Annotated in this window: 17 protein-coding genes and 1 pseudogene; 6 read left to right on the forward strand and 12 right to left on the reverse strand. The window is 73.0% G+C overall.

All coding sequences use genetic code 11. The annotated features are described in order from the left end of the window. Window positions 1–4: 4 nt before the first annotated feature. From glyA to ACFYMM_RS23190, 4 genes are all read left to right on the forward strand, one after another. Entirely contained in the window at window positions 5–1,282 is a 1,278-nt protein-coding gene (glyA, locus tag ACFYMM_RS23175) for a serine hydroxymethyltransferase (RefSeq protein ID WP_388389486.1), read from the forward strand. Window positions 1,283–1,343: 61 nt separating this feature from the next. Next, window positions 1,344–2,711, forward strand: coding sequence for an L-serine ammonia-lyase (locus ACFYMM_RS23180; protein WP_388389488.1), 1,368 nt, complete (start codon window positions 1,344–1,346; stop codon window positions 2,709–2,711). Window positions 2,712–2,839: 128 nt separating this feature from the next. Beyond that, on the forward strand, window positions 2,840–3,397 hold the full coding sequence (locus ACFYMM_RS23185; RefSeq protein WP_388389490.1) for a glycoside hydrolase family 25 protein: 558 nt from the start codon (window positions 2,840–2,842) through the stop codon (window positions 3,395–3,397). Between the two features lie 45 nt (window positions 3,398–3,442). Then, complete coding sequence (locus ACFYMM_RS23190; RefSeq protein WP_388389493.1) at window positions 3,443–4,120, forward strand: Crp/Fnr family transcriptional regulator; 678 nt, start codon at window positions 3,443–3,445, stop codon at window positions 4,118–4,120. A gap of 21 nt (window positions 4,121–4,141) precedes the next feature. Here the strand turns inward: ACFYMM_RS23190 and ACFYMM_RS23195 are convergent, their stop codons facing one another. From ACFYMM_RS23195 to ACFYMM_RS23220, 6 genes are all read right to left on the reverse strand, one after another. Beyond that, window positions 4,142–5,875 (reverse strand): lipopolysaccharide kinase InaA family protein, encoded by a 1,734-nt coding sequence (locus ACFYMM_RS23195; RefSeq protein WP_388389495.1) that lies wholly within the window; start codon window positions 5,873–5,875, stop codon window positions 4,142–4,144. Next, window positions 5,872–7,059 carry a protein phosphatase 2C domain-containing protein gene (locus tag ACFYMM_RS23200; RefSeq protein ID WP_388389498.1) on the reverse strand — a complete coding sequence of 396 codons (1,188 nt, stop codon included), beginning with the start codon at window positions 7,057–7,059 and terminating at the stop codon, window positions 5,872–5,874. Before ACFYMM_RS23200 ends, ACFYMM_RS23195 begins: the two co-directional genes overlap by 4 nt. Window positions 7,060–7,066: 7 nt before the next feature. After that, complete coding sequence (locus ACFYMM_RS23205; protein ID WP_388389500.1) at window positions 7,067–7,747, reverse strand: hypothetical protein; 681 nt, start codon at window positions 7,745–7,747, stop codon at window positions 7,067–7,069. Between the two features lie 70 nt (window positions 7,748–7,817). Next, the gene (locus tag ACFYMM_RS23210; protein WP_388389503.1) at window positions 7,818–9,662 is read right to left on the reverse strand and encodes a hypothetical protein; all 1,845 of its coding nucleotides are present in this window, start codon (window positions 9,660–9,662) and stop codon (window positions 7,818–7,820) included. Continuing rightward, window positions 9,659–12,052 (reverse strand): hypothetical protein, encoded by a 2,394-nt coding sequence (locus ACFYMM_RS23215; RefSeq protein ID WP_388389505.1) that lies wholly within the window; start codon window positions 12,050–12,052, stop codon window positions 9,659–9,661. Before ACFYMM_RS23215 ends, ACFYMM_RS23210 begins: the two co-directional genes overlap by 4 nt. Further along, window positions 12,049–13,017, reverse strand: coding sequence for a hypothetical protein (locus ACFYMM_RS23220; protein WP_388389507.1), 969 nt, complete (start codon window positions 13,015–13,017; stop codon window positions 12,049–12,051). The genes ACFYMM_RS23215 and ACFYMM_RS23220 overlap by 4 nt, the downstream gene beginning before the upstream one ends. A gap of 259 nt (window positions 13,018–13,276) precedes the next feature. Here ACFYMM_RS23220 and ACFYMM_RS23225 point away from each other — a divergent pair, with 259 nt between their 5' ends. Further along, window positions 13,277–15,211, forward strand: coding sequence for a beta-N-acetylglucosaminidase domain-containing protein (locus ACFYMM_RS23225; protein ID WP_388389509.1), 1,935 nt, complete (start codon window positions 13,277–13,279; stop codon window positions 15,209–15,211). Window positions 15,212–15,227: 16 nt separating this feature from the next. Here ACFYMM_RS23225 and ACFYMM_RS23230 read toward each other — a convergent pair. The 3 genes and pseudogenes from ACFYMM_RS23230 to ACFYMM_RS23240 all read right to left on the reverse strand — a co-directional run. Next, a pseudogene (locus tag ACFYMM_RS23230) lies at window positions 15,228–15,905 on the reverse strand (NADPH-dependent F420 reductase); the annotation flags it as partial. 124 nt (window positions 15,906–16,029) lie between these two features. Continuing rightward, entirely contained in the window at window positions 16,030–16,242 is a 213-nt protein-coding gene (locus ACFYMM_RS23235; protein WP_388389510.1) for an EF-hand domain-containing protein, read from the reverse strand. A gap of 59 nt (window positions 16,243–16,301) precedes the next feature. Further along, a complete protein-coding gene (locus ACFYMM_RS23240) occupies window positions 16,302–17,213 on the reverse strand; it encodes a MerR family transcriptional regulator (RefSeq protein ID WP_388389512.1) in 912 nt (303 codons plus the stop codon). A 49-nt stretch (window positions 17,214–17,262) separates the two neighbouring features. Here ACFYMM_RS23240 and ACFYMM_RS23245 point away from each other — a divergent pair, with 49 nt between their 5' ends. After that, on the forward strand, window positions 17,263–17,895 hold the full coding sequence (locus ACFYMM_RS23245; protein WP_388389514.1) for a GNAT family N-acetyltransferase: 633 nt from the start codon (window positions 17,263–17,265) through the stop codon (window positions 17,893–17,895). 4 nt (window positions 17,896–17,899) lie between these two features. Here the strand turns inward: ACFYMM_RS23245 and ACFYMM_RS23250 are convergent, their stop codons facing one another. From ACFYMM_RS23250 to ACFYMM_RS23260, 3 genes are all read right to left on the reverse strand, one after another. After that, window positions 17,900–18,520, reverse strand: coding sequence for an ADP-ribosyltransferase (locus ACFYMM_RS23250; RefSeq protein ID WP_388389516.1), 621 nt, complete (start codon window positions 18,518–18,520; stop codon window positions 17,900–17,902). Between the two features lie 89 nt (window positions 18,521–18,609). Then, window positions 18,610–19,791, reverse strand: coding sequence for a beta-propeller fold lactonase family protein (locus tag ACFYMM_RS23255; RefSeq protein ID WP_388389518.1), 1,182 nt, complete (start codon window positions 19,789–19,791; stop codon window positions 18,610–18,612). Then, on the reverse strand, window positions 19,791–20,573 hold the full coding sequence (locus ACFYMM_RS23260; RefSeq protein WP_388389520.1) for a polysaccharide deacetylase family protein: 783 nt from the start codon (window positions 20,571–20,573) through the stop codon (window positions 19,791–19,793). Before ACFYMM_RS23260 ends, ACFYMM_RS23255 begins: the two co-directional genes overlap by 1 nt. Window positions 20,574–20,701: the final 128 nt, after the last annotated feature.

Below are 20,701 nucleotides of genomic sequence, written 5' to 3' on the forward strand. Positions count from 1 at the left end.
TCTGATGTCCGTTCTTAATACGCCCCTGCACGAGCTCGACCCGGACGTCGCCGCCGCCGTCGACGCCGAGCTGCGCCGCCAGCAGTCCACCCTCGAGATGATCGCCTCGGAGAACTTCGCTCCGCTCGCGGTCATGGAGGCGCAGGGTTCGGTCCTCACCAACAAGTACGCCGAGGGCTACCCGGGCCGCCGCTACTACGGCGGCTGCGAGCACGTGGACGTCGCCGAGCAGATCGCGATCGACCGGGTCAAGGAGCTGTTCGGCGCCGAGTACGCCAATGTGCAGCCCCACTCCGGCGCCTCCGCCAACCAGGCCGCGCTGTTCGCGCTGGCCCAGCCCGGCGACACCATTCTCGGCCTGGACCTGGCGCACGGCGGCCACCTGACCCACGGGATGCGGCTGAACTTCTCCGGCAAGCAGTTCGACGTGGTCGCCTACCACGTGGACGAGACCGGCCTGGTCGACATGGCCGAGCTGGAGAAGCTCGCCAGGGAGCACCGCCCGAAGGTGATCATCGCGGGCTGGTCGGCGTACCCCCGGCAGCTGGACTTCGCCGAGTTCCGCCGGATCGCCGACGAGGTCGGCGCGTACCTGTGGGTCGACATGGCGCACTTCGCGGGCCTGGTCGCGGCCGGACTGCACCCGAACCCGGTCGAGTACGCGGACGTGGTCACCTCCACGACCCACAAGACCCTCGGCGGCCCCCGCGGCGGCATCATCCTGGCGAAGAAGGACTTCGCGAAGAAGCTGAACTCGTCCGTCTTCCCGGGCTTCCAGGGCGGTCCCCTGGAGCACGTGATCGCGGCCAAGGCGGTCTCCTTCAAGGTCGCCGCCTCCGAGGAGTTCGCCGAGCGCCAGCGTCGTACGGTGGAGGGTGCCAGGCTGCTCGCCGAGCGGCTGACCGCGCCGGACGCCCGCGAGGCCGGCGTGAACGTGCTGACCGGCGGCACCGACGTGCACCTGATCCTGGTGGACCTGCGCGAGTCGGAGCTGGACGGCCAGCAGGCCGAGGACCGTCTGCACGAGGTCGGCATCACGGTCAACCGCAACGCCGTCCCGAACGACCCGCGTCCGCCGATGGTGACCTCGGGTCTACGCATCGGTACGCCGGCCCTGGCGACCCGCGGCTTCCAGGCCGAGGACTTCGCCGAGGTGGCGGACGTGATCGCCGAGACGCTGAAGGCGCCTTCCCCCTTCGGGACGGCCGACGCGACGGCCCTGGCCGCCCGGGTCAAGGCCCTGGCGGACAAGCACCCGCTGTACCCGGGTCTGAACAAGTAAGCCCCGGCGGGGCACCCGGACGCACCGGGTGCCCCGCCACCCCCGCAATTGAGGAGTCACCGTGGCCATCTCGGTCTTCGACCTGTTCTCGATCGGTATCGGCCCGTCCAGCTCCCACACGGTCGGCCCGATGCGCGCGGCGCGGATGTTCGCGCGGCGCCTGCGCAACGAGGAGCTGCTCGGCTCCGTCACGTCGGTACGCACCGAGCTGTACGGCTCCCTCGGCGCGACCGGCCACGGCCACGGCACGCCCAAGGCGGTGCTGCTCGGCCTGGAGGGCTCCTCGCCGCGCACGGTGGACGTGGCGACGGCCGACGACCGGGTGGCCCGCATCAGGGAATCCGGGCGCATCAGCCTCCTGGGCGAGCACGAGATCCCGTTCTCCTTCGACGACGACCTGCTCCTGCACCGCCGCAAGGCCCTGCCCTACCACGCCAACGGCATGACCCTGTGGGCGTACGACTCCTCGGGCGCGGAGCTGCTCAGCAAGACGTACTACTCGGTCGGCGGCGGCTTCGTCGTGGACGAGGACGCGGTCGGCGCGGACCGCATCGTGCTGGACGACACGGTCCTGAAGTACTCCTTCCGCACGGGCGACGAGCTGCTGCGCCTGACCAGGGAGACGGGCCTGTCCATCTCCTCCCTGATGCTGGAGAACGAGCGGGCCTGGCGTACCGAGGAGGAGATCCGCGCGGGCCTGCTGGAGATATGGCGGGTGATGCGGGAGTGCGTGACGCGCGGCCTGTCCAGCGAGGGCATTCTGCCCGGCGGCCTCAAGGTCCGCCGTCGCGCGGCCATGTCGGCCCGCCAACTGCGTGCCGAGGGCGACCCCCTGGCGTACGCGATGGAGTGGATCACGCTCTACGCGATGGCGGTGAACGAGGAGAACGCGGCGGGCGGCCGCGTGGTCACCGCCCCCACGAACGGCGCGGCGGGCATCATCCCGGCCGTCCTGCACTACTACATCAACTTCGTGCCCGGCGCGGACGAGGACGGCGTGGTCCGCTTCCTGCTCGCCGCCGGCGCCATCGGCATGCTCTTCAAGGAGAACGCCTCCATCTCCGGCGCCGAGGTCGGCTGCCAGGGCGAGGTCGGCTCCGCCTGCTCCATGGCGGCCGGCGCCCTCGCCGAGGTCCTCGGCGGCTCCCCGGAACAGGTCGAGAACGCCGCCGAGATCGGCATGGAGCACAACCTCGGCCTGACCTGCGACCCGGTCGGCGGCCTGGTCCAGATCCCCTGCATCGAACGCAACGGCATGGCAGCGGTGAAGGCCGTCACGGCGGCCCGCATGGCGATGCGCGGCGACGGCTCCCACATGGTGTCCCTGGACAAGGTCATCAAGACGATGAAGGACACCGGCGCGGACATGAGCGTCAAGTACAAGGAGACGGCCCGCGGCGGGCTCGCGGTGAACATCATCGAGTGCTGACACCGCCGTCGGCAGGAACCCCTCGTCGCGCGCGGCGGGCCGCCCTGCCGGGCGGGCTGAACCGGAGTCCGGGTGGGCATACTCCCGTCAACTCCTGTTCCCCCCACTGGCACTCCGGGAGTCCCCCCATGCTGCACGGCATCGATGTAAGCGCGTACCAGTCGTCCTCGTACGACACGGACGGCCTCTCCTTCGTCTTCATCAAGGCGACGGAGGGCCGTTCGTACGTCAATCCCCGGCTCACCGCCCAGACCAAGCGGGGCCGGGACGCCGGACTGGTCGTCGGGTTCTACCACTTCCTGTGGCCCGGCGATCTCACCGCGCAGGCGCAGTACTTCCTCCAGCACACGCCCGAGAAGGCGGGTGACGTCCTCGCCGTCGACTGGGAGACCACCGGCGACGGCACGCACGCGAGCAACGCCGAGAAGGACCGCTTCATCCGCGAGCTGAAGGCACTGCGGCCGCACAACCGGGTGGTCCTCTACTGCAACCGCAACTTCTGGCTGGACATCGACAGCACCTCCTACGCCGGTGACGGACTCTGGATCGCCGACTACGTCACCGCCGGCCATCCCCGCATCAAGGCCAAGTGGCGCTTCCACCAGTACACCAGCGATCCGCGCGACGAGAACGTGGCCGCCTTCTCGAGCGGGGCCGCGCTGCGGCAGTGGGCCACGGGAACATGAGTCCCAGGAGGTTTCGAGACGCGACGGCGGGGCCACACTGCCGTGGTGGCGATCCGTCCCGCCCCCTTCTGGGAGGCTCTCGACCCCGGTGACCGTGCGGCGGTGCAACGGGCGGCGACCCGCGTCTCGCTGGACCCCGACCGGCAGTTCGTCACGCAGGGCGAGGACTCCGACCACCTGATCGTCGTGGTCCGGGGCTGGGTCAAGGTCGTCGCGCAGTCGCACGCCGGCTACCGCGCCCTGCTCGCCCTGCGCGGCCCGGGTGAACTCCTCGGCGAGCAGGCCGCCGTGGAGCGCGGGCGGCGCTCGGCCTCCCTGCTCACGGCCACCGCGGCCGACCTGCTGCACGTCCCGGCCACCCGCTTCCACGTCCTGGCCCGGGCCCGGCCCGGAATAGCCGCCGCCCTGGAGCAGACGCTGTCGCAGCGGCTGCGCGAGGCGGACTGGCAGCGGGCCGGGATCACCGAGCCGGTCCCGGCCCGGCTGGCCGCGCTGCTCCTGGACCTGGTGGAGCGCTGCGGCCGGCCGGACGGCGACGGACTGGGCCGCCGGATCGGCCTGTCCCTGTCCCAGGACGACCTGGCCGGGCTGCTGCTGACCTCCCGGCGCACGGTGAGCCGGGTGCTGGAGCAGTGGCGGGCCCAGGGGTGGATCACGACGGGGCGTCAGTCCCTGGTGGTCCGCTCGGTGGACCAGCTGAAACGGCAGGCCGCCGGCGAGTGAGGGAACCGGGCCGGGGAGGCGTCAGCAGCTGGTGTAACTGACGCCGTCCCTCGGCGCCTTGAAGATCCGGTAGCCGTTGCTGTCGGTCAGCTGGTAGGTCACCGTCCACTGGTCGCAGGTGTCGTCGGCGCTGCCCGAGGGCCCGTAGCCCGCGTCCTGGTGGCTGGTGAAGTTCAGCGTGGCGAGCGTGTACTGGCCGTCCGTGTCCAGCTTGCCGAGGACGAAGTCGCTGTCCTTCGTGGTGGACATGACGTCCTTCCACTTGGACCGGGCGGAGGCGGAGCCGAGGTCGACGACGCTGGTCGACGGGTCGTAGTAGTTCAGGGCGGTGTCGTAGCGGTGTTCGTTGATCGCGCCGAAGAACTTCGCGAACATCCCGGCGATCTCCCGGGCCGAGGAGTCGGAGGAGACCTGGGAGAAGTCGACGCTCGCTCCCGAGTCCTCGGCCACCGTGGAAGCGGTGGTCTCCGTGGACGGGCCAGGGGTGGTCTCGCCCCCCGAGCTCGTGCCGGTCCCGCCGCCGGAGCCGCCGGCGGAGAACGGGGTGCCGGTGGCCGTCGACGTGGAGTCGGAGGGCGAGTCGCCCGTGGAGCCCATGTGGGTGGCCGCGTAACCGCCGACCGAACCGACCAGCACCGCGACGAGCAGCCAGCCCACCACCCGGCTGCCGATGGAGGAGGGCTTGGCCGGCCGGGGCGAGGGGACGTAGAGCGGGGCCGGGCCCGGCATGGAGGACGCCGCCGTCGGAGTCTGCGCCTGGGGCCGCGCCTGCGTCTGCGTCTGGGCCTGCGCCCGGGCCTGGGCCTGCGCCTGGGCCTGGGCTTGCGCCTGGGCTCGCATCGCGGCGCTCGCGCGCTGCTTGACCGCCCGCCCGTGCGCCAGCTCCAGCGGCCCCAGCCACTCCTTCAGCTCAGGTCTGCGCTGCGGGTCCTGGTTCTGGGCACGGTTGGCGAGGGCGGCCAGCTCGCTGTAGACGGCGCGCAGCGGACCGGGGTCCCGGCTGTCCTGGTCGCGGTTGAACACGCGCAGTGCGAGCAGCCCGAACTTGTAGGAGTCGGAGGCCCAGGTGGCCTTCTGCGACTCGGGCACCTCCCAGCCGGGGGTGTCGACCTGCTCCAGCACGTCCTTGCCCCGGTAGCGCATCGAGTCGCAGTCGATGAGCAGACAGCGGGCCGCGCCGCTCAGCGTGAACAGCACGTTCTTCGGGGACAGGTCGCCCACCACGACCCCGTGCCGGTGCAGCCGCTCGACCGTGCGGGCGAGGTCGAGGAGCAGTTCCAGCCGCTGGGCGTCGTCGACGTCCAGGCCGATCTTCACGGCGTAGGAGTCTTCGTTGAGCAGGAACTCCAGCGCCTGCAGTTTCACGCCGCCCAGCTGGGGGCTGTGCAGTTCGTACGCCGACGTCACCCGCCGCATCAGGAAGCCGACGACCTTGGTCCCGTGGTTGCGGGAGGGCAGCGGGTCGGTGGGCGTGTCGCCGCGGTAGACCAGGGCGAGCGGCCAGGTCAGCCGCTCGTCGAGGAAGGCGCGGTCGGACGGGGCGAGCAGCTGGCGGAAGCAGACCATGTCGTACAGGGCGTCGCCGTCGTACGACACGACCGGCAGGTACTCCTTGTACGCCAGGTACTCCCCGGCGAACCGGCCCGGCGGGTCCGGCACGCCGTACACGACGCCCTGACCGCCGTTGCCCAGGCTGTGGTCGGTGTATCTGCCCAGCTTGTCGGGCAGCACCCAGGCCATCTGCACGTTGCTCATCGCTGCCCTCCCGGCGCCCCCGCGCGCGGCCACAGGGCGATCAGGGAACGGTCGTCGTCGAAGGTCTCCCGGTAGAAGTCGAGGAGGTAGGCGAAGGCAAGCGGCGGCGGCGGGCCGCCGAGTTCCTCGGCGAAGAGGCGGGCGACCATGCCCCGGCCGTCGCCCACCGGGTCGCCGAAGCCGTCCGTGCCGAGCAGCAGCACACTGGCCGGGTCCAGATGGAAGTGGAACGGCTCGATATCGGCCGGCACATAGGGCAGCGGCTGCACCGCCGAGGAGACCAGGCCGTCGGCGCCGAGGGTCTTGCCGCCCTTGAGCGGGTACAGCTCCTGGTACTTGATCGCCCAGGCCCCGGAGTCGCCCACCGACACCAGGGCCACCCGCACGCCGTCCCGGGTGGGTGTGGCCGCGCCGGCGACCAGCGTGGTGGCCAGCAGGTCGGCGGTCTCCTCGACGCTCGCGTCCTGGCCGTCCCGGCGCTTCAGCAGCCGGGCCGCCTGCGCGCGCAGCTGCCAGTGGACGGTGCCGAGCAGCGTGGGCCAGTCGGTGACGAAGCCGTCGCCCGCCCGCACCTGCCTGAGCAGTTCGTCGATCGCGCTGCGGCAGGCCAGCTGGGAGCCGATGTGCGGCTGGCCGGCGTCGGAGACGCCGTCGGCGACCGCGAACACCACGGCGCCGGTGGTCTCCTCCCAGGCCGCGGCCACGTCGTCCTCGCGGGGGCGGCCCTCGGCCCGGTGGGCGTAGCCGCGCACGGAGGCGAGCCGCACGTCGAGCGCGGGCGTGGACCAGCCGTCGCACACGGTGTCGGGGCGGTACGACAGCACACGGGCGGGCGGTTTGGTGTCGAACTCGGGGGCCGCGGTGCCGAGGTGGATCGGCCGCCACTCGGCGGCCACCGTGCCCGGCGCGCCCGCGTGCCGGGGAGCGGACTGGCGTTCGGGCGCCGGGGCGGGGGCCGGGGCGGGGGCCGGCGGGCGGGCGGTGGGGCCGCCGGGCGGCCAGGCGCCGTCCCGCTGCCAGTCGTAGACGGGCGCCGGCCCACCCTCGGCCGGGGCCGGATCCTGCGCGGGGTACCCGGCGCCGTGCTCCTGTCCCCGGTACAGGGCCGGGGCCGGAGCGGGCGGGTGGGGTGGCTCGCGCCGCTGTTCGCCACGGTCGTCCTCGGAGCGGCGGTTGTGGAACAAGGGCACCTCAGATCACGTCGATCGCGACGGTGAAGCCTTCCGGCTTGTCCACCACCAGTTGCGGGGAGGCCGAGCCCAGCGAGCGGCCCGAGGAGATCACGCTCTTGGTGAGCGCCGTGCAGAACTTGGCGATGGCCGCGCCGACGTCGACGCCCTGGTTGGCGACGAACCCGAACTGGGGTTCGGTGGCGACCTGGTTGATGGTGTGCGCGTCGGCGTCGACGATGCCGCAGGCGATGATGTTCGGCGCGCCGAGGGTGGCCTGGCGGTCGATGAGCCTGCGGTACGCGTCCTGCCAGTCCTCCCCGTGGTTGGGCAGGCCGTCGCTGAGGAAGAACACGGCGGGCCGGTGCACCTGGTAGCCCTCGCGCTTGAGGGCGGCCACGTCGTTCGGGATGCGCCGGATCAGGTCCTCGAAGGCGTTGCGGTAGCTGGTCATGCCGCGGGTGCGCAGCTGCGGGAACTCGCCCGCGCTGCGCAGGTCGACCAGGTGGACGCGCTCGACGACGTCGTCGGAGAAGCCCAGCACCGAGAAGCGCACCTTGGCGGCGGCCATGGGCTCGCCGAGCAGCGCCTGGTGCAGGGAGCGCAGGCCGTCGTTGAGGTCGTCTATGTGCTCGGTCATCGAGCCCGACTCGTCGGCGAGGACGTAGATGGGGAGCAAGTGCCCCCGGTTGCTTTCCATCATCGTCGTTCCGTTCTTGCGTGATGGGGACTGTTGTCGACTGCGTGGTGCCTGCGTGGGGAGTGGCTGGGTCTCAGTAGGCGTCCTCGGCCTGCCGGAAGCCGTCGGGCGGGCTCACCGAGAACTGCGGGTCGCCGGAGGCGATGCGCCGCGCGTAGCCGACGACGCTGTCGCGCAGGAAGGCGGCGCAGCTGTGGGCGGCGGAGACGGCGTCCTGGTGCGGCGGGGCCATGAACCCGAACTCGGGCCGGGTGGCCACGGCGCGTACGGCGCGCGGGTCGGCGCGGCCGAGGCCGAGCGCGATCACGTGCGGGGCGGCCGGGTTGCCGCCGATGTCGGTGAGCGCGTGGTGGGCGCCCCGCCAGTCGTCGTCGGGCGCGCCGCCGGTGACGAAGTACACGATGGGCCGCAGCACCTGCACCCCTTCGGCCTTGACCACGCCGACGTCCTGGCCGACGACCGTCCGCAGCAGCTGGAAGGCGTGGCCGTACGACAGTCCCGGGCGGCCGGTGAGCAGGGGCGTGGCGGTGGCGGTGGTCACCGTGGCGAGCTGCAGCCGGGGTTCCGTGGTGGCGGCCACGCCGAGCACGGACAGGCGCACCCGCAGGGAGACGTCCGGGGCACCGGACAGGGCCGCGTGCAGATCGCTCAGGCCCCGGTTGAGTTCCTCCAGGCAGTCCCGGGCGGACTCGTCGAGGACGAGGTAGATCAGCGCGGTGTAGGCCGGGGTGGCGGCCGGGCCTGAGTACGGCGGGGTGATCGGGGAGCCGGCGGGATGGGCCGGCTGCGTCTGGGTCGGGGTGTACGAGGAGCCGTACGAGGGGCTGTACGAGGAGCCGGCCGGCCCGGCGGCCGGCGGCGGGTACGCCGGGGCGGCGGACGGCGGCCGGGCCTGGGCCGGCCCGGACGGGAGCTGGGCCGGCGGGGCGTCCCAGGGCCGGGCGCCGGCGAGCTGGGGGGTGGCGGCGGACGGCAGCTGGGGTCCGGCGCCGGCGGCGCGGCCGACGACGTCGGTCAGCAGCTGGCGCATCACCTCCAGGTCGCCGGCCTGCACCAGGTTCTTGTCGGCCATCGCCTGGAACAGCGCGAGCGCGCGCTGGTTCTGCAGCTCGGCGGTGGCGAACCGGGCCTCCTCCAGTTTGCGCAGCATCTCGAAGGCGCCTGCCGCGTCCTCGGGGTGGGTGTTGATGTACTGCCTGATCAGGCCCTCGCTGTCGATGCGGACGCCTTCCAGTGCCTTGGCCTGGCGGGCGGAGGCCTCCATGGCCAGCTCCTGCTGCTTGGCCTCCAGCTGGCCCTGGCGCACCACGTCGCCCATGTTGGTCGTGTGGTTGGCCTGGCCGAGGGTCTCCTGGCGGCCCGCCTGGATCAGGGACTCCAGGTAGGCCAGGGACTTGGCGTCGGGCCGTACCGAGACCTGGCAGCCGTAGACGACCAGCCCCTCCGGGAGGGTGACCTGCTGGGCGCACAACTGGTTGAGGTAGCGCTGCAGTTCGAAGGAGTGCTCGATGGCGAAGCGCTGGCCGGCGCCGTGGAAGCGGCTGACCAGATAGCCGTGGACCAGGGGAAGCGCGTCCTCGATGCCGGAGCGCACCCAGTTCTTGGCGCCTTCCCAGCCGTCTATCCGGAAGGCGAAGTCGACCTTGACCTCGAAGGCGTGCACCCCGTCCTGGGAGACGACGGGGTTGCGGCCGAGCACCGCGCTGCGCTGACGGGGCCGCAGGTCGACCTCGTAGCGGGTGCGGAACCTGGAGAACCACTGCTGCGAGGGCGTCATCGGGCGGCCCTCGAAGCACTCCACCTCGCCGGCGGCGGTGGCGTAGACGACCGCGAGGTGCGGCTGCTTCGCCTTGGTCGGCGCGACCGCCATGCGGGGCACCGGTTCCTGGTTGGCGATCAACGAGACCGGCTCGCTCACCGGCCACCTCCTGGCTGACTGGTACGGACGGGCTGGGCGAAGAGGCGGACGGGGGGCTGGGCCTCGGGGTGTGCGGCGCTCAGGGCGGCGCCGAGGACCTGGGCGGAGCGGGGCAGGGGGAGGAAGTGGTCGCGGTCGGTCCAGGAGGCGACGTAGCGCTGCAGCAGCATCGCGGTGCGCGGGCCGCGGACGGCCACGTCCTGGACGAAGACCTGGACCAGGTCGTCGAGGAGCTGCGGGTCGGTCTCGGCCTGGGCGGCCCAGGCCTGGAGGACGTTGCCGGCCTCGTCGGAGAACAGCTCGCCGTTGATCGACTCGGCCCACAGGTAGCCGAGCAGGCGCCGCAGTTCGTGTCCGGGGGGCCGTTCGGCGGCCAGTTTCAGCAGGGTGGGCCGGTCGCGGCCGGCGGCGCCGGCGGCCGGCGGCGCCGGTGTGAGCAGGGCGTTGGCGAGGATCAGGAAGGCGAGGTGGCCGGAGGGGCGGCTGGCGGAGCCGTCCGCCATCTCGGCGATGGCCCGCAGGACCACCGGCGCGTGCGCCTCGACGTTCTGTTCCATCAGGTCGGAGAAGGCGTCGCCGATCTCGATGGCCACCTTGATGTGGTCGACGGTGCCGAGCCGGGACAGGCGCTGTACGGCGGTGGGCAGGTCGGCGCCGCCCAGGCACAGGCCGTAGGCGCGGGCGGCGGCGGCCTGGAACTCCCACCGGGAGTTCATGTACCAGCCGTCCACCAGGGCCCGCACGCCGTGCCGTACCTGGGGGTCGCGCAGGCAGACGCGCAGGGCGTAGGCGATGGCCTCGCGGCGCAGGTAGCCGGTGGCCTCGTCGGTGATCCAGGCGGGGAAGACCTCGGTGGCGATGTGGTCGAAGGACTCGGTGGCGATCAGGCCGAGCGCGGTGCCGGCGAAGCTGCGCACCGGCAGGGACTGCTTGTCGACCAACTCGCCCAGCCAGGAGACGAGTTCGCGCTGGATGCGGTACTCCGACCAGACGTGCCGGATGATCCGGGCCGGGTAGTCGGGGTTGCGGTACTCGGCGACGGTGCACGGCAGCAGGCCGTAGTCGCCCCGGGTGACGGCGGAGACGGTGCGGGCGCGCAGCTGCTCGGTGAGCAGGCGGCGGGTGGACTGGCTGAAGGGGTCCTGGCGCAGCGGCACGGGGCCGTTCTGGACACTGTCGGCGAGGACGCCCCGGTCGCTGCGGAAGCGGTTGAGGAGGGAGGCGGCGGCCATGGAGACGTGCTCCTGGGGCAGTCCGCCGAGGACGGCGAGGGCGACGGCCTGGGTGCGCAGTCCGGTGTCGCCGAGCCCCTCGAACCACTCCTCGGGGCTCTCGCCGCCGGTGTGGTCCATCCGGGCGCGGACCCGTTCCAGGTCGATGGCGCCGGCGCCGTGCTCGTGGGCGAGGACCTCGGCGAGCCGGGCGGCGTCGCGGCAGGCGGCGGCCCGGTCGAGGAGTTCGGTGGCGAGGTCGGCGACGCCGAGGGCGGTGAGGGCGCCGTCGGCGTCGGGTTCGCCGAGCCGGTGGGTGAGGTGGGCGCGCAGGACGTCGTCGAGGAGGTCGGGGCGGGTGACGCGCTGGACGTACTCGGCCACGTCCCGGTCGAGGTCGGCCTCGGGTCCGGCGATGAGCACGAGGTGGGCGTCGGCCCGCAGCAGCAGGTCCTCCAGGCCGGCCAGCTGCGGGCCGCGTAACTCGGCGAGGTCGACGGGCCGGTCGACGACCAGGCCGGCGCCGCCGCCGAGCTGGGTCAGCTGGGCGGCCTCGGTCAGCCGGGTCAGTTCGGCCACCGAGTCCAGCAGGTAGACGGTCTTGGCCTGGGCGGCGATCAGCAGCCGCAGGGCCGCCGCGGTCTTGCCGGCGCCGACGGGGCCGCGCAGCACCACCGAGCGGCGCCGCCAGGCGTCGGCGACGATGTCGTCCCAGCGGGGCGGTGGCTGGAAGGTGTGCCGGACGGTCTCGACGGACTGCGCGGCCAGGGTGCGCAGCACCACCCCGCGTTCGCTGCCGGCCTGGATGACGATCTTGTCGCCCTCGACCCGGTCGCCGCCGATGCGGGTCCAGGCGGTGCGCAGCAGTCCGGCGCGGAGGCTGCCGAGTCCGACGCGGGCGGTGGCGTTGCCGGCGCCCTCGCCCTTGCCGACGGTGTTGTCGGGGGCGGCCGGGGCGGTGGTCTGCTGGGCGCCGCCCGTGGCTCCGCCGCTGTCCGCGCCGCCCGCCTCGCCGCCACCTGAGCCTGGGCCTCCGTTGGAAGGCGTGGCGCCGCCGGGGGTCGATCCGCCCGGCGGGTTCGCGGGGGATCCCGGGGTGGTGGGGCCGGTCGTGGGCGCGGCCGTCGTCGTCGTGGGCGCGGCCGTCGTGGCGCCGCCGGGCGGGGGCGGGGTGCTCACGAGCCGTCCGCCGGGGTGGCGCCGGGGCGGTGGGCGGCCCTCGGGCCGTCGGCCTTCCCGCCGATGATCTTGTCCCCGTTGACGTAGTCGCCGTTGACGTAGTCACCGGCGACGTACGTGCCGATCTGATCGCCGCCCACGTAGGTGCCTATCTGGTCACCGCCCACGTACGTGCCTATCTGGTCACCGGCCGCGTAGGTGCCTGGCCGGTCGCCTCCCGCACGGGTGCCCAGGGGGCGCGGCGCGTGCGGCGGGACCGGGCTCCCCGGTTCGGTCCCGCCGCCGGCCGTCCCCGTGGTACCGCCCGTGCCGGGGAGATCCGCGGATCTCCCTGCGACGCGCGGCGGCTCCCCCGAGCCCACGGGAAGTCCGGGCGGTGCCGGATAGCCGGGCACGGTGACCCAGCCCCGGCGTGTTTCGCCGTGCTTGGTGACGAAGTCGGCGGGCAGGTACGCCGCCGGGTCGATGCCCGGGTAGCGGCCCAGCACCACCTGGCGGTGCAGTTCGTCGGAGACGACCAGCACCAGCTGGGCGCGCCCGGCGCGGGCGAGCACCTCCTTGACCGGTCCGGCGTCCACCAGGCGGGCGACGTCGTTGATGCCGGTGCCGGTCCAGCGCTGCCCGCTGCGGATGACCAGCCCCTGGTTCAGGCCGACCCGCAGGCGCATCCGGTGTTCGTGGTTGTAGGTGTCGCGGTGCCTGACGAGGGCGTCGTCCAGTCCGCGCACCAGTTCGCGCAGCAGCCGGGTGGGGCCGGTGCCGGCCGGGAGCAGCAGCAGCATGCCGTCCCCGCGGTCCTGTGCCTCGTAGCCCCCGGCCTCCAGTCCGGCGCGGGCCAGCGCGAACTCGACCACCTGGTACAGGGCGTCGTGCAGTGTCGCCTGGGTGGTTTCCGGGCGCAGGCTGAAGTCCTCGATGTCGAGGAGCACGATCCAGTAGCTGAGCGGATCGTCCTGTACCACCATGTGCGCCCTCCCGAGCTGGAGCAGGGGCCGCGTGCGCCCCGCGCATATCTGGATAGAACCTGCTGGCGGCAGTGTCTACGCCATCTGGCGCACAGTGCCCTGTTGTCAGCCCGTTCGCAGGCGTTTTCGTCACAACGTCACACGGACGCGTACGATGCCCCGCCCATATTCACCGAAACCTTCGATCCAAAACTGGCGTTCCGTCATATTCTGTGGCGGATGAATGAGTTCGTTGTCAACCGCTGGGTCGGGGGGACGGTTGCGACAGTTCCGCATCGCGCCGCAGTTGCTGGCGGGCTTCGTGCTCGGGCTGGTCGTCGTGGTGTTCGCCCGCTCCTGGGGCGGCGGCCCGGCCGGCACTCCGGCGGCGGCCCCGCCGTCCTCCTCGTCGGGCGCCGGTGAGCGCGTCACGCGCGCCGCGGGCGCCCCGGGCGGGCTGCCCGCGCTGTGGCCGGCGCCCCGCAGCGTGCGCCGGGACCCGGGGTCGGTGCCCATCGGGCGCGGGGTGGCGCTGCGGGCCGACGCCGGCACGGATCCGTCGACGCTGGACGCGGTGACGCGGGCGCTGCGCGCGGGCGGTGCCCGGGAGGTCCGCGTCGGGGACGCGCCCCGCTCGGGGGAGCTGCTGGTCACGGTGGTGTCGGACGGCTCGGCGACCGCCCTGGCCCCCTTCGACGTCGATCCGCCCCGGGGCCTGGCCGCGGGCGGCTACGTCCTGGCCGTCGGCACCGACCACGGCCGGCCGCGCGCCGTCCTCGACGGGGTGGACCCGGACGGCGCCTTCCACGCCGCCCAGACCCTGGCCCAGCTCGTCCGCCCGGTCGGCTCGCCGGCCGCCCGCACGGCCCTGCCCGCCGTCCGCGTCCGCGACTGGCCGGCCACCGCCTCCCGTGGCGTCGTCGAGGGCTTCTACGGCACCCCCTGGTCGCAGCGGGACCGCCTGGACCAGCTGGACTTCGCCGCCCGCTGGAAACTGGACACCTACCTCTACAGCCCCAAGTACGACCCGTACCTGCGGGACCGCTGGCGCGACCCCTACCCCGCCGACCGCCTCGCCGAGCTGCGCGCCCTGGCCCGCCGGGCCGCCGACGACCACGTGTCCTTCGTGTACGCCCTCTCCCCCGGGCCGTCCGTCTGCTACTCCTCGGCGTCCGACGCCGCCGCGCTGATCGCCAAGTTCCGGCAGCTGTGGGACGGGGCGGGGGTGCGGGCGTTCGCCGTGCCGCTGGACGACATCGGCGTCGACCGCTTCAACTGCGCCCGGGACGCGGCGGTGTACGGCACCGGGCGGGGCGCGGTCGGGCGGGCGCAGGCGGACCTGCTGAACAAGGTGCGGCGCCAGTTCCTCGCCCCGCGCACGGGCGCGGCGCCGCTGATCACGGTGCCGACGGAGTACGACGGGGCCCGGGCGAGCGCCTACAAGACGGCGTTGGCCGGCGGTCTGGACCGGGACGTCACCGTGATGTGGACCGGCCCCCTGGTCGTCTCGCCGTCGCTGACCGCCGCCCAGGCCCGTGAGGCGGCCGTGCTCTACGGCCACCAGGTGATGGTGTGGGACAACTACCCGGTCAACGACTACACGGCGACCGATCTCCTGCTCGGCCCCTACACCGGCCGCGACCGGTCGCTGCCCGGCGCGGTGGCGGGTGTGCTGGCCAACCCGATGGCCCAGGCCGCCGCCTCCGAGCCGGCCCTGTTCTCGGTCGCCGCGTACGCCTGGAACCCGGCCGCCTACCGGCCCGCCGACGCGCTCGACGCGGGTCTGGCCGCGCTGGCCGGCGGTGACGGGCGCGCGCTGACCGCCCTTCGGGCCTTCGCCGACGTCAACCACGCCTCCCGCCTGGACTCCGCGCAGGCGCCGCAGCTGGCCGCGCTGACGGCGGCGTACTGGCGCGGCGGCGCGCAGGCTGAGAGGGCGCTGCGGGAGCGGCTGGGTGTCCTCGCCTCGGCACCGGACGCGGTCCCGGCAGCGCTGCGCACCTCGGCCGCCCCCTGGCTCGCCGCCACCCGCGACTGGGCCCAGGCCGCGCTGGCAGCCCTGGACCTGCGCGCGGGCAGGGGCTCCCGTGCCCGGGTGCTGTCCCTGCGCGGCGCGGCCCGCTCCCACACCGTCGTGGACTGGAAGGACCGCACACGGTCGGTGGAGGTGGGAGCGGGGGTACTGGACGCGTTCGTGGCACGGGCGCTGGGGTGAGCGCCGTAGGGGCTAGCTATCCCCTGAAGTCCGCCGGCCGTTCGGGGGAGGCCGCCGTCAGGGCCTTCTTGACGGAGTCCACGCCCTCCCGGAGGCCGTAGACCGGGGTGCCGGGCTGCTGGCGCCAGGAGTCGTCGATGCCGCCCGCGTCGACCGTGTCGAAGCCCAGCTCGTCGATCAGGGCGCGGACGACCGCCTTGGCGGCCTCGTCGTCACCGGCGACCGGGAGCGCCATCCGCTCGGGGTCGCCGGCCGGGCGGGGGCGTTCCAGGATGTCCTGGGCGTAGGTGCCGTTGAAGGCCTTGATGACCGGGTGGCCGATGTGCTGCTCGGTCCAGCGGCTCTCGGTCAGCCCCTCGTCCTCGATCGCGGCGATACGGCCGTCGCGCTGCTGCGGGTAGTAGTTGCCGGTGTCGATCACGGCGACGTTCTCGGCGGCGCCGTCCAGCAGCCCGGACGGCAGGCCCGGGACCGCCTTCAGCGGGACGGTGACCACGACGACCTCCGCTCCGCGCGCCGCCTCCTCGACGGGCACGGGCGTCGCGCCGGTCTCCTCGGCCAGTGCGGTCAGGGTCTGCGGGCCGCGGGAGTTCGCGACGGACACGTCATGGCCGAGGGCGGTGAGCCGCCGGGTCAGGTTGCCGCCGATGTTGCCCGCTCCGATGATGCCGATCTTCATGACTCGCCTCGCGCTTCCGGGGGTCGGTGTCCGGCTTGCTGCCTTTGCAGGTCACCACCAACCTCCGGATCCGGCGCGCTATTCCGTGGCGAACGGGTGACGGGGGAGGGGCACCCCACCGGGCGCCCCTCCCTTTGCGTCACTTGTTCAGGTACGCCCAGAACTCGTCGAACGACAGGACCTTGTCGCCGTTGAGGTCGCGGGTCCTGATGATGGCCTCGGCCACCGTCTCGGTGACGTTCCAGTCACCCTGCTGCGCCAGGGAGGCCTTGAACTCGGCGGCGGTGATGAAACCGTCGCCGTCCGCATCGATCCGCTGGAACTGCTTGCGTGCTTCCTCGATGTCCGCCACCGATCCGCCCCTTTTGTTCGCTTTTCTCATGCCGTGCAGGCGTACTGACGCTGGTCAGACTATCCGCCCGCCCGAGCGCGGAGTGCGGCGACCACCCAGGCGAAGTCCTCGGCGTGCGGGGACCGGGGCTGCCTGTTCACGGTGGCGAGCAGTTCGCGGTAGCGGGCGACGCGGTCGTTGAACGCGGCCGTCATGCGCTCCAGTACGGCGGCCCGGTCGGCGTCCCCGAACAGGTCCGACAGCACCTGTTCCGCCTCGGGCGCCGTGGGGTCGACGCCACGTCCGCGCGCCGGTCCCACCAGCTCCACCAGACGCTTGGCGAACCACAGGGCCTGCCCGCGCGGCGCCCCGGGCTCCCGGTCGGCGGCGTTGAACTCGACGGCCCGGCGCATCTGCGCCCGGAACCGCGGGTCCTGGAGCATCTCGGCCAGCTCCACCCAGGCGTCGACCTCCTCGGGCGTCGGATTCTCCGCCAGGTCGACGGCGGTGCGCCGCATCCGCTCCTGGATGTCCGGGTCGACCGTGTCGAGGCCGTGCAGTGTCTCGGCCACGAAATCTTCCACGATCCGCTGCCGTTCGGCCGCCGACAGCCGTGCCAGTTTGTTCATGAGCGTCATCTCCTTCGCACCGGAACCCCGACGTGCCACGCTCGACAGCACCGCCCGCGTCACCTTCAGCGACCTGATCTGCGCGTCCAGCGCCGCCACGTGCGCGGCGGCCACCTCGGCCACCGTCCGCTCCCCCGCCACCACCCGGCGCACGTCCTGAAGGCCGAGGCCCAGTTCGCGCAGGGTGCGGACGAGTTCCAGGCGGGCGACGCACGCCGCGTCGTAGAGGCGGTAACCGCCCGCGGAGCGGGTCACCGGGGTGAGGACGTCCTCGTCGGACCAGTACCGGATGGTCCGGACGGTCAGCCCGGTGGCCCGGGCCAGCTCGCCGATGGTGAGAAATCCGGTGCCGTCGTCGGTCATGTCTGCGAGTGTGGGCCTTCCAGCGGGTGGAGACTCAAGGAGCGGTGGCATGGCGCGGACGCTGCGGGACATTCTGGACGCGGCGGCGAACGGTGTCTTCCCGCCCCCGGACGGCCGTACGACCGTGGTGCCGCAGCCCTCGCCCCGGGACGCGGGGGTGCTGTCGTTCACCGCGCACTCGGTCGTCTTCACCGACGAGGACCCCGAGTGGGTCCACGAGACGCTGCGGAAGGCGGACTGCGACGCGCTCGCGGCGACCATGAACGCCCGTTTCCTCACCGCCCTCCTGGACCGCACGGGCCGCCGGCACGAGACGATCGACGCCCTGCTGGTCGCCGCCCCGCTGCCCGGCGGCCCGCCGCCGGAGCTTTCGGAGATCACCGATCCCGCTCATTCCCGGGTCGCCTACGCGCGCGGACGGCGCGAGGACGTGCGCGTCTGGGCGGCCCGGGGCGGTGTGGTGGTCCTGGGGCGCGGGGTGGCCGGGCGGCTGGAGGTGTCGGTCGAGGTCGACGCGGACGTACGGCACCGGGGGCTGGGGCGGCGGCTGGTGGCGGCCGCCCGGCAGCTCGTCGACGAGCCCCTGTGGGCGCAGGTCGCCCCGGGGAACGCCCGCAGCGCGCGGGCGTTCCAGGCGGCGGGCTATCTGCCGGTCGGGGCGGAGGCGCTGCTGCTGCCGTAGGGGGTCAGTGCCAGGGCTCGTAGTAGGGGTTGCTCTCGCAGTCGCTCATGATCTCGGTCTTGGTCGCCTTGTCGACCGGGCAGACGCCGATGACGTACTGCCGCAGGATCCCGCCCGGGAAGGCGACCTCCAGCTGGTCGGCCCACTTGTGGGTGTCGCCGATGGTCTTGTTCACGTCGATGCCGCCGGGGGCGTCGATGTAGTAGTTGTAGCCCGACTTGTACCAGGTCTTGTACAGGTCGTGGTCGTAGGTGGTGGAGACGTACGGCGACGGCTGGTTGACGAGGACGTACTTCTCGATGTCGTACTGCCCGTCGACCACGTCCTTGGGCAGGAAGCCCTGCGCGAAGACGAGGGCGGGGCCACGGCTGTCGCTGCGGTAGAGCGTGCCGCAGGTGGTGCGCCACACCGGGTTCGGTGTGATCCGGCCGAGGTCGACCCGCCGGTCGGCCGCGGCCTTGATCTTGTCCTCGAACTTGGGGCAGGCGGGGGCGGCGGCCTTCGCCGGCGCCGGCACCACGGCGGCGGTCGTGGTGGCGGGGGTCGAGGCGGCCGTCGTGGTGAGCACGGCGGCCAGGGACAGGGCGGCGGCAGCGGTCCGCCGCCACAGGCGAGTTGCGATCATGGGCAGCACGATGGCGGCTGCGGGGCGGCGCGTCGGGGACCGTCACCCCATCGGGGGCGTGTCCCCGCACGCCGTCAACTCCCCGACTGTCAGCGGAAGATGCCCGTGTGTCCCAGTGAGTAGCGGCCCGGCTGCGGGTAGACGGCGAGGCCGTGCGGGCCGCTGCCGACGTGGATGCGGGCCAGTTCGGTGCCGGTGCGGGTGTCGATGGCGTACACCTCGGAGTTGTAGCGGCCGGACAGCCACAGCACCTTGCCGTCCGCCGACACCCCGCCCATGTCGGGACTGCCGCCGCCGGGCAGGTGCCACTTGGCGGTGAGCCGGTGCTGCTTGAAGTCGAAGAGCGAGACGGAGCCCTCGCCCCGGTTGGAGATGTACATCACGCGGGAGTCCCGGCTGACGTACAGCCCGTGCGCGCCCTTGCCGGTGTGCAGGAAGCGGGGCGGGTCGAAGGTGTCGCCGTCCAGGATCCACAGCCCGTCGGCCATCATGTCGGCGATGTAGAACAGCTTGCCGTCCGGCGCCACCTTCACGTCCTGCGGCATGGCGCCGTGGAACGGCAGTTTCTGCTGCCCGATGACCTCCATCCGCTCGGTGTCGACCTTGAGCAGTTCACCGCTGAACTCGCAGGAGACGATGAAGTAGCGGCCGTCGACGGAGAAGTCGGCGTGGTTGACGCCGGCGCAGCTGACCGGGACGGCCTTGACCGTCTTCATGGTGTGCGCGTCCCGGAAGACGAGCTGGCGGTCTTTGGAGGCCATGACGATGGCGTACTTGCCGTCGGGCGTGAAGTAGAGGTTGTACGGGTCGTGCACCGCGACCCGCTTGCCCGCCCGGCCGGTGCTCGGGTCGATGGGGGTGAGGCTGTTGCCGAGGTCGTTGTTGACCCAGAGGGTCTTCAGGTCCCAGGACGGCACGACGTGCTGGGGCTGCCGGCCGACCGGGATGGTCTCGATGACCCGGTAGGTCTTCGGGTCGATGACGGAGACGGTGTCGGAGTTGGTGTTGGGGACGTAGACCCGGGACGGGAAGTCCCGTACCACCGGGGAGAGTTGGTTGGGGCGGTCGGCGGCGTAGACGTCGGTGGGGTCCTGCACCGGCGGCATGCCGGGCAGCACGTCGACGGCCTGCCGCCGCGGCTGGGCCGGGGCCTTGCTGCCGAGCGCCTCGTTCTCGTGGTGGGGGCCCTGGCCGCTGCACGCGGACAGCAGGGTCAGGACGGTCAGGGCGGCACCGGCGGCCAGGAAACGGGCGGTTCGGGTGGCAGGCATCAGCTCAGCAGCTCCGTGGTGGTGACCGCGTGCAGGCCGCGGCGGTCGAGTTCGTGGAGTACCTCGGGGAGGGCGGCGACCGTGTCCGGGTACCCGAAGTGCAGGCTCACCACCGATCCGCTGCGGACCTCGGCGAGGACCTTGCGGGTGACGGCGGCGGCGCCCGGCCGGGTGTAGTCCAGCGAGTCGACGTCGTACGACAGCACGTGCGGGTAGCCCGCGGCGCGGGCCAGCCGGGCGACCAGCGGGGAGGCCGTCGGGGACCGGGAGGGGCGGAACCAGGTGCCGATGGATCCGGTGAGCCGCTTCAGACGGTCCGCGCAGTCGGTGATCTCGGCGCGTGCGCCGGCCTCGGACATGGCGTTGACGGAGATGTGCCGCTGGGTGTGGTTGCCCAGGTCGTGGCCGCCGTCCAGGATGCGGCGGGCGATGTCCGGGTGCTGGTCCAGCCAGGTGCCGACGGCGAGCACGGTCAGCCGGGCGCCGCGCTTCTCGGCCTCGCCGAGCAGGGAGTGGGCGATGGCGGGGTCACCCTGGCCGTGGAAGGTGAGGGCGACCCGGGGGTGGTTGCGCGGGCCGTGGGTGATCTGGGCCGGCTGTCCCGGGAAGGCCCGGGGAGCGGGGGCCGCCCGGGGGGCGGCCGCGTGGGAGGGCGTGGGGGACGCTGAGGTCGCGGAGGGGTGCGGGGCGCCGGTGGTGTCGCCGCAACCGGCGGCGAGCGCGCCCCCGGCGACGAGCCCGGCGCCCGCACGGAGCACCCCGCGTCGGTTGGTTGTGGTCACCCGCACCATTTAAGGGGCGCAGGGTAAGAAAACGGCCGATTGGCCCGTATGGGGGGCGTTTCCCGGGTCGCGGTCCCGCGCCGCCGCGTCCACACCGTCACCCCCGCCCGCGCCCCCGGACCCGCGCC

The sequence above is a fragment of the Streptomyces sp. NPDC006739 genome (genome assembly GCF_042869815.1).
Lineage (GTDB): Bacteria > Actinomycetota > Actinomycetes > Streptomycetales > Streptomycetaceae > Streptomyces.

Excerpts from the sequence above, each read along its gene's own strand:
- glyA (WP_388389486.1), top strand. The coding sequence starts at position 5 with ATGTCCGTTCTTAATACGCCCCTGCACGAGCTCGACCCGGACGTCGCC.
- ACFYMM_RS23185 (WP_388389490.1), top strand. The coding sequence starts at position 2,840 with ATGCTGCACGGCATCGATGTAAGCGCGTACCAGTCGTCCTCGTACGAC.
- ACFYMM_RS23195 (WP_388389495.1), bottom strand. The coding sequence starts at position 5,875 with ATGAGCAACGTGCAGATGGCCTGGGTGCTGCCCGACAAGCTGGGCAGA.
- ACFYMM_RS23205 (WP_388389500.1), bottom strand. The coding sequence starts at position 7,747 with ATGATGGAAAGCAACCGGGGGCACTTGCTCCCCATCTACGTCCTCGCC.
- ACFYMM_RS23220 (WP_388389507.1), bottom strand. The coding sequence starts at position 13,017 with ATGGTGGTACAGGACGATCCGCTCAGCTACTGGATCGTGCTCCTCGAC.
- ACFYMM_RS23240 (WP_388389512.1), bottom strand. The coding sequence starts at position 17,213 with ATGACCGACGACGGCACCGGATTTCTCACCATCGGCGAGCTGGCCCGG.
- ACFYMM_RS23245 (WP_388389514.1), top strand. The coding sequence starts at position 17,263 with ATGGCGCGGACGCTGCGGGACATTCTGGACGCGGCGGCGAACGGTGTC.
- ACFYMM_RS23250 (WP_388389516.1), bottom strand. The coding sequence starts at position 18,520 with ATGATCGCAACTCGCCTGTGGCGGCGGACCGCTGCCGCCGCCCTGTCC.
- ACFYMM_RS23255 (WP_388389518.1), bottom strand. The coding sequence starts at position 19,791 with ATGCCTGCCACCCGAACCGCCCGTTTCCTGGCCGCCGGTGCCGCCCTG.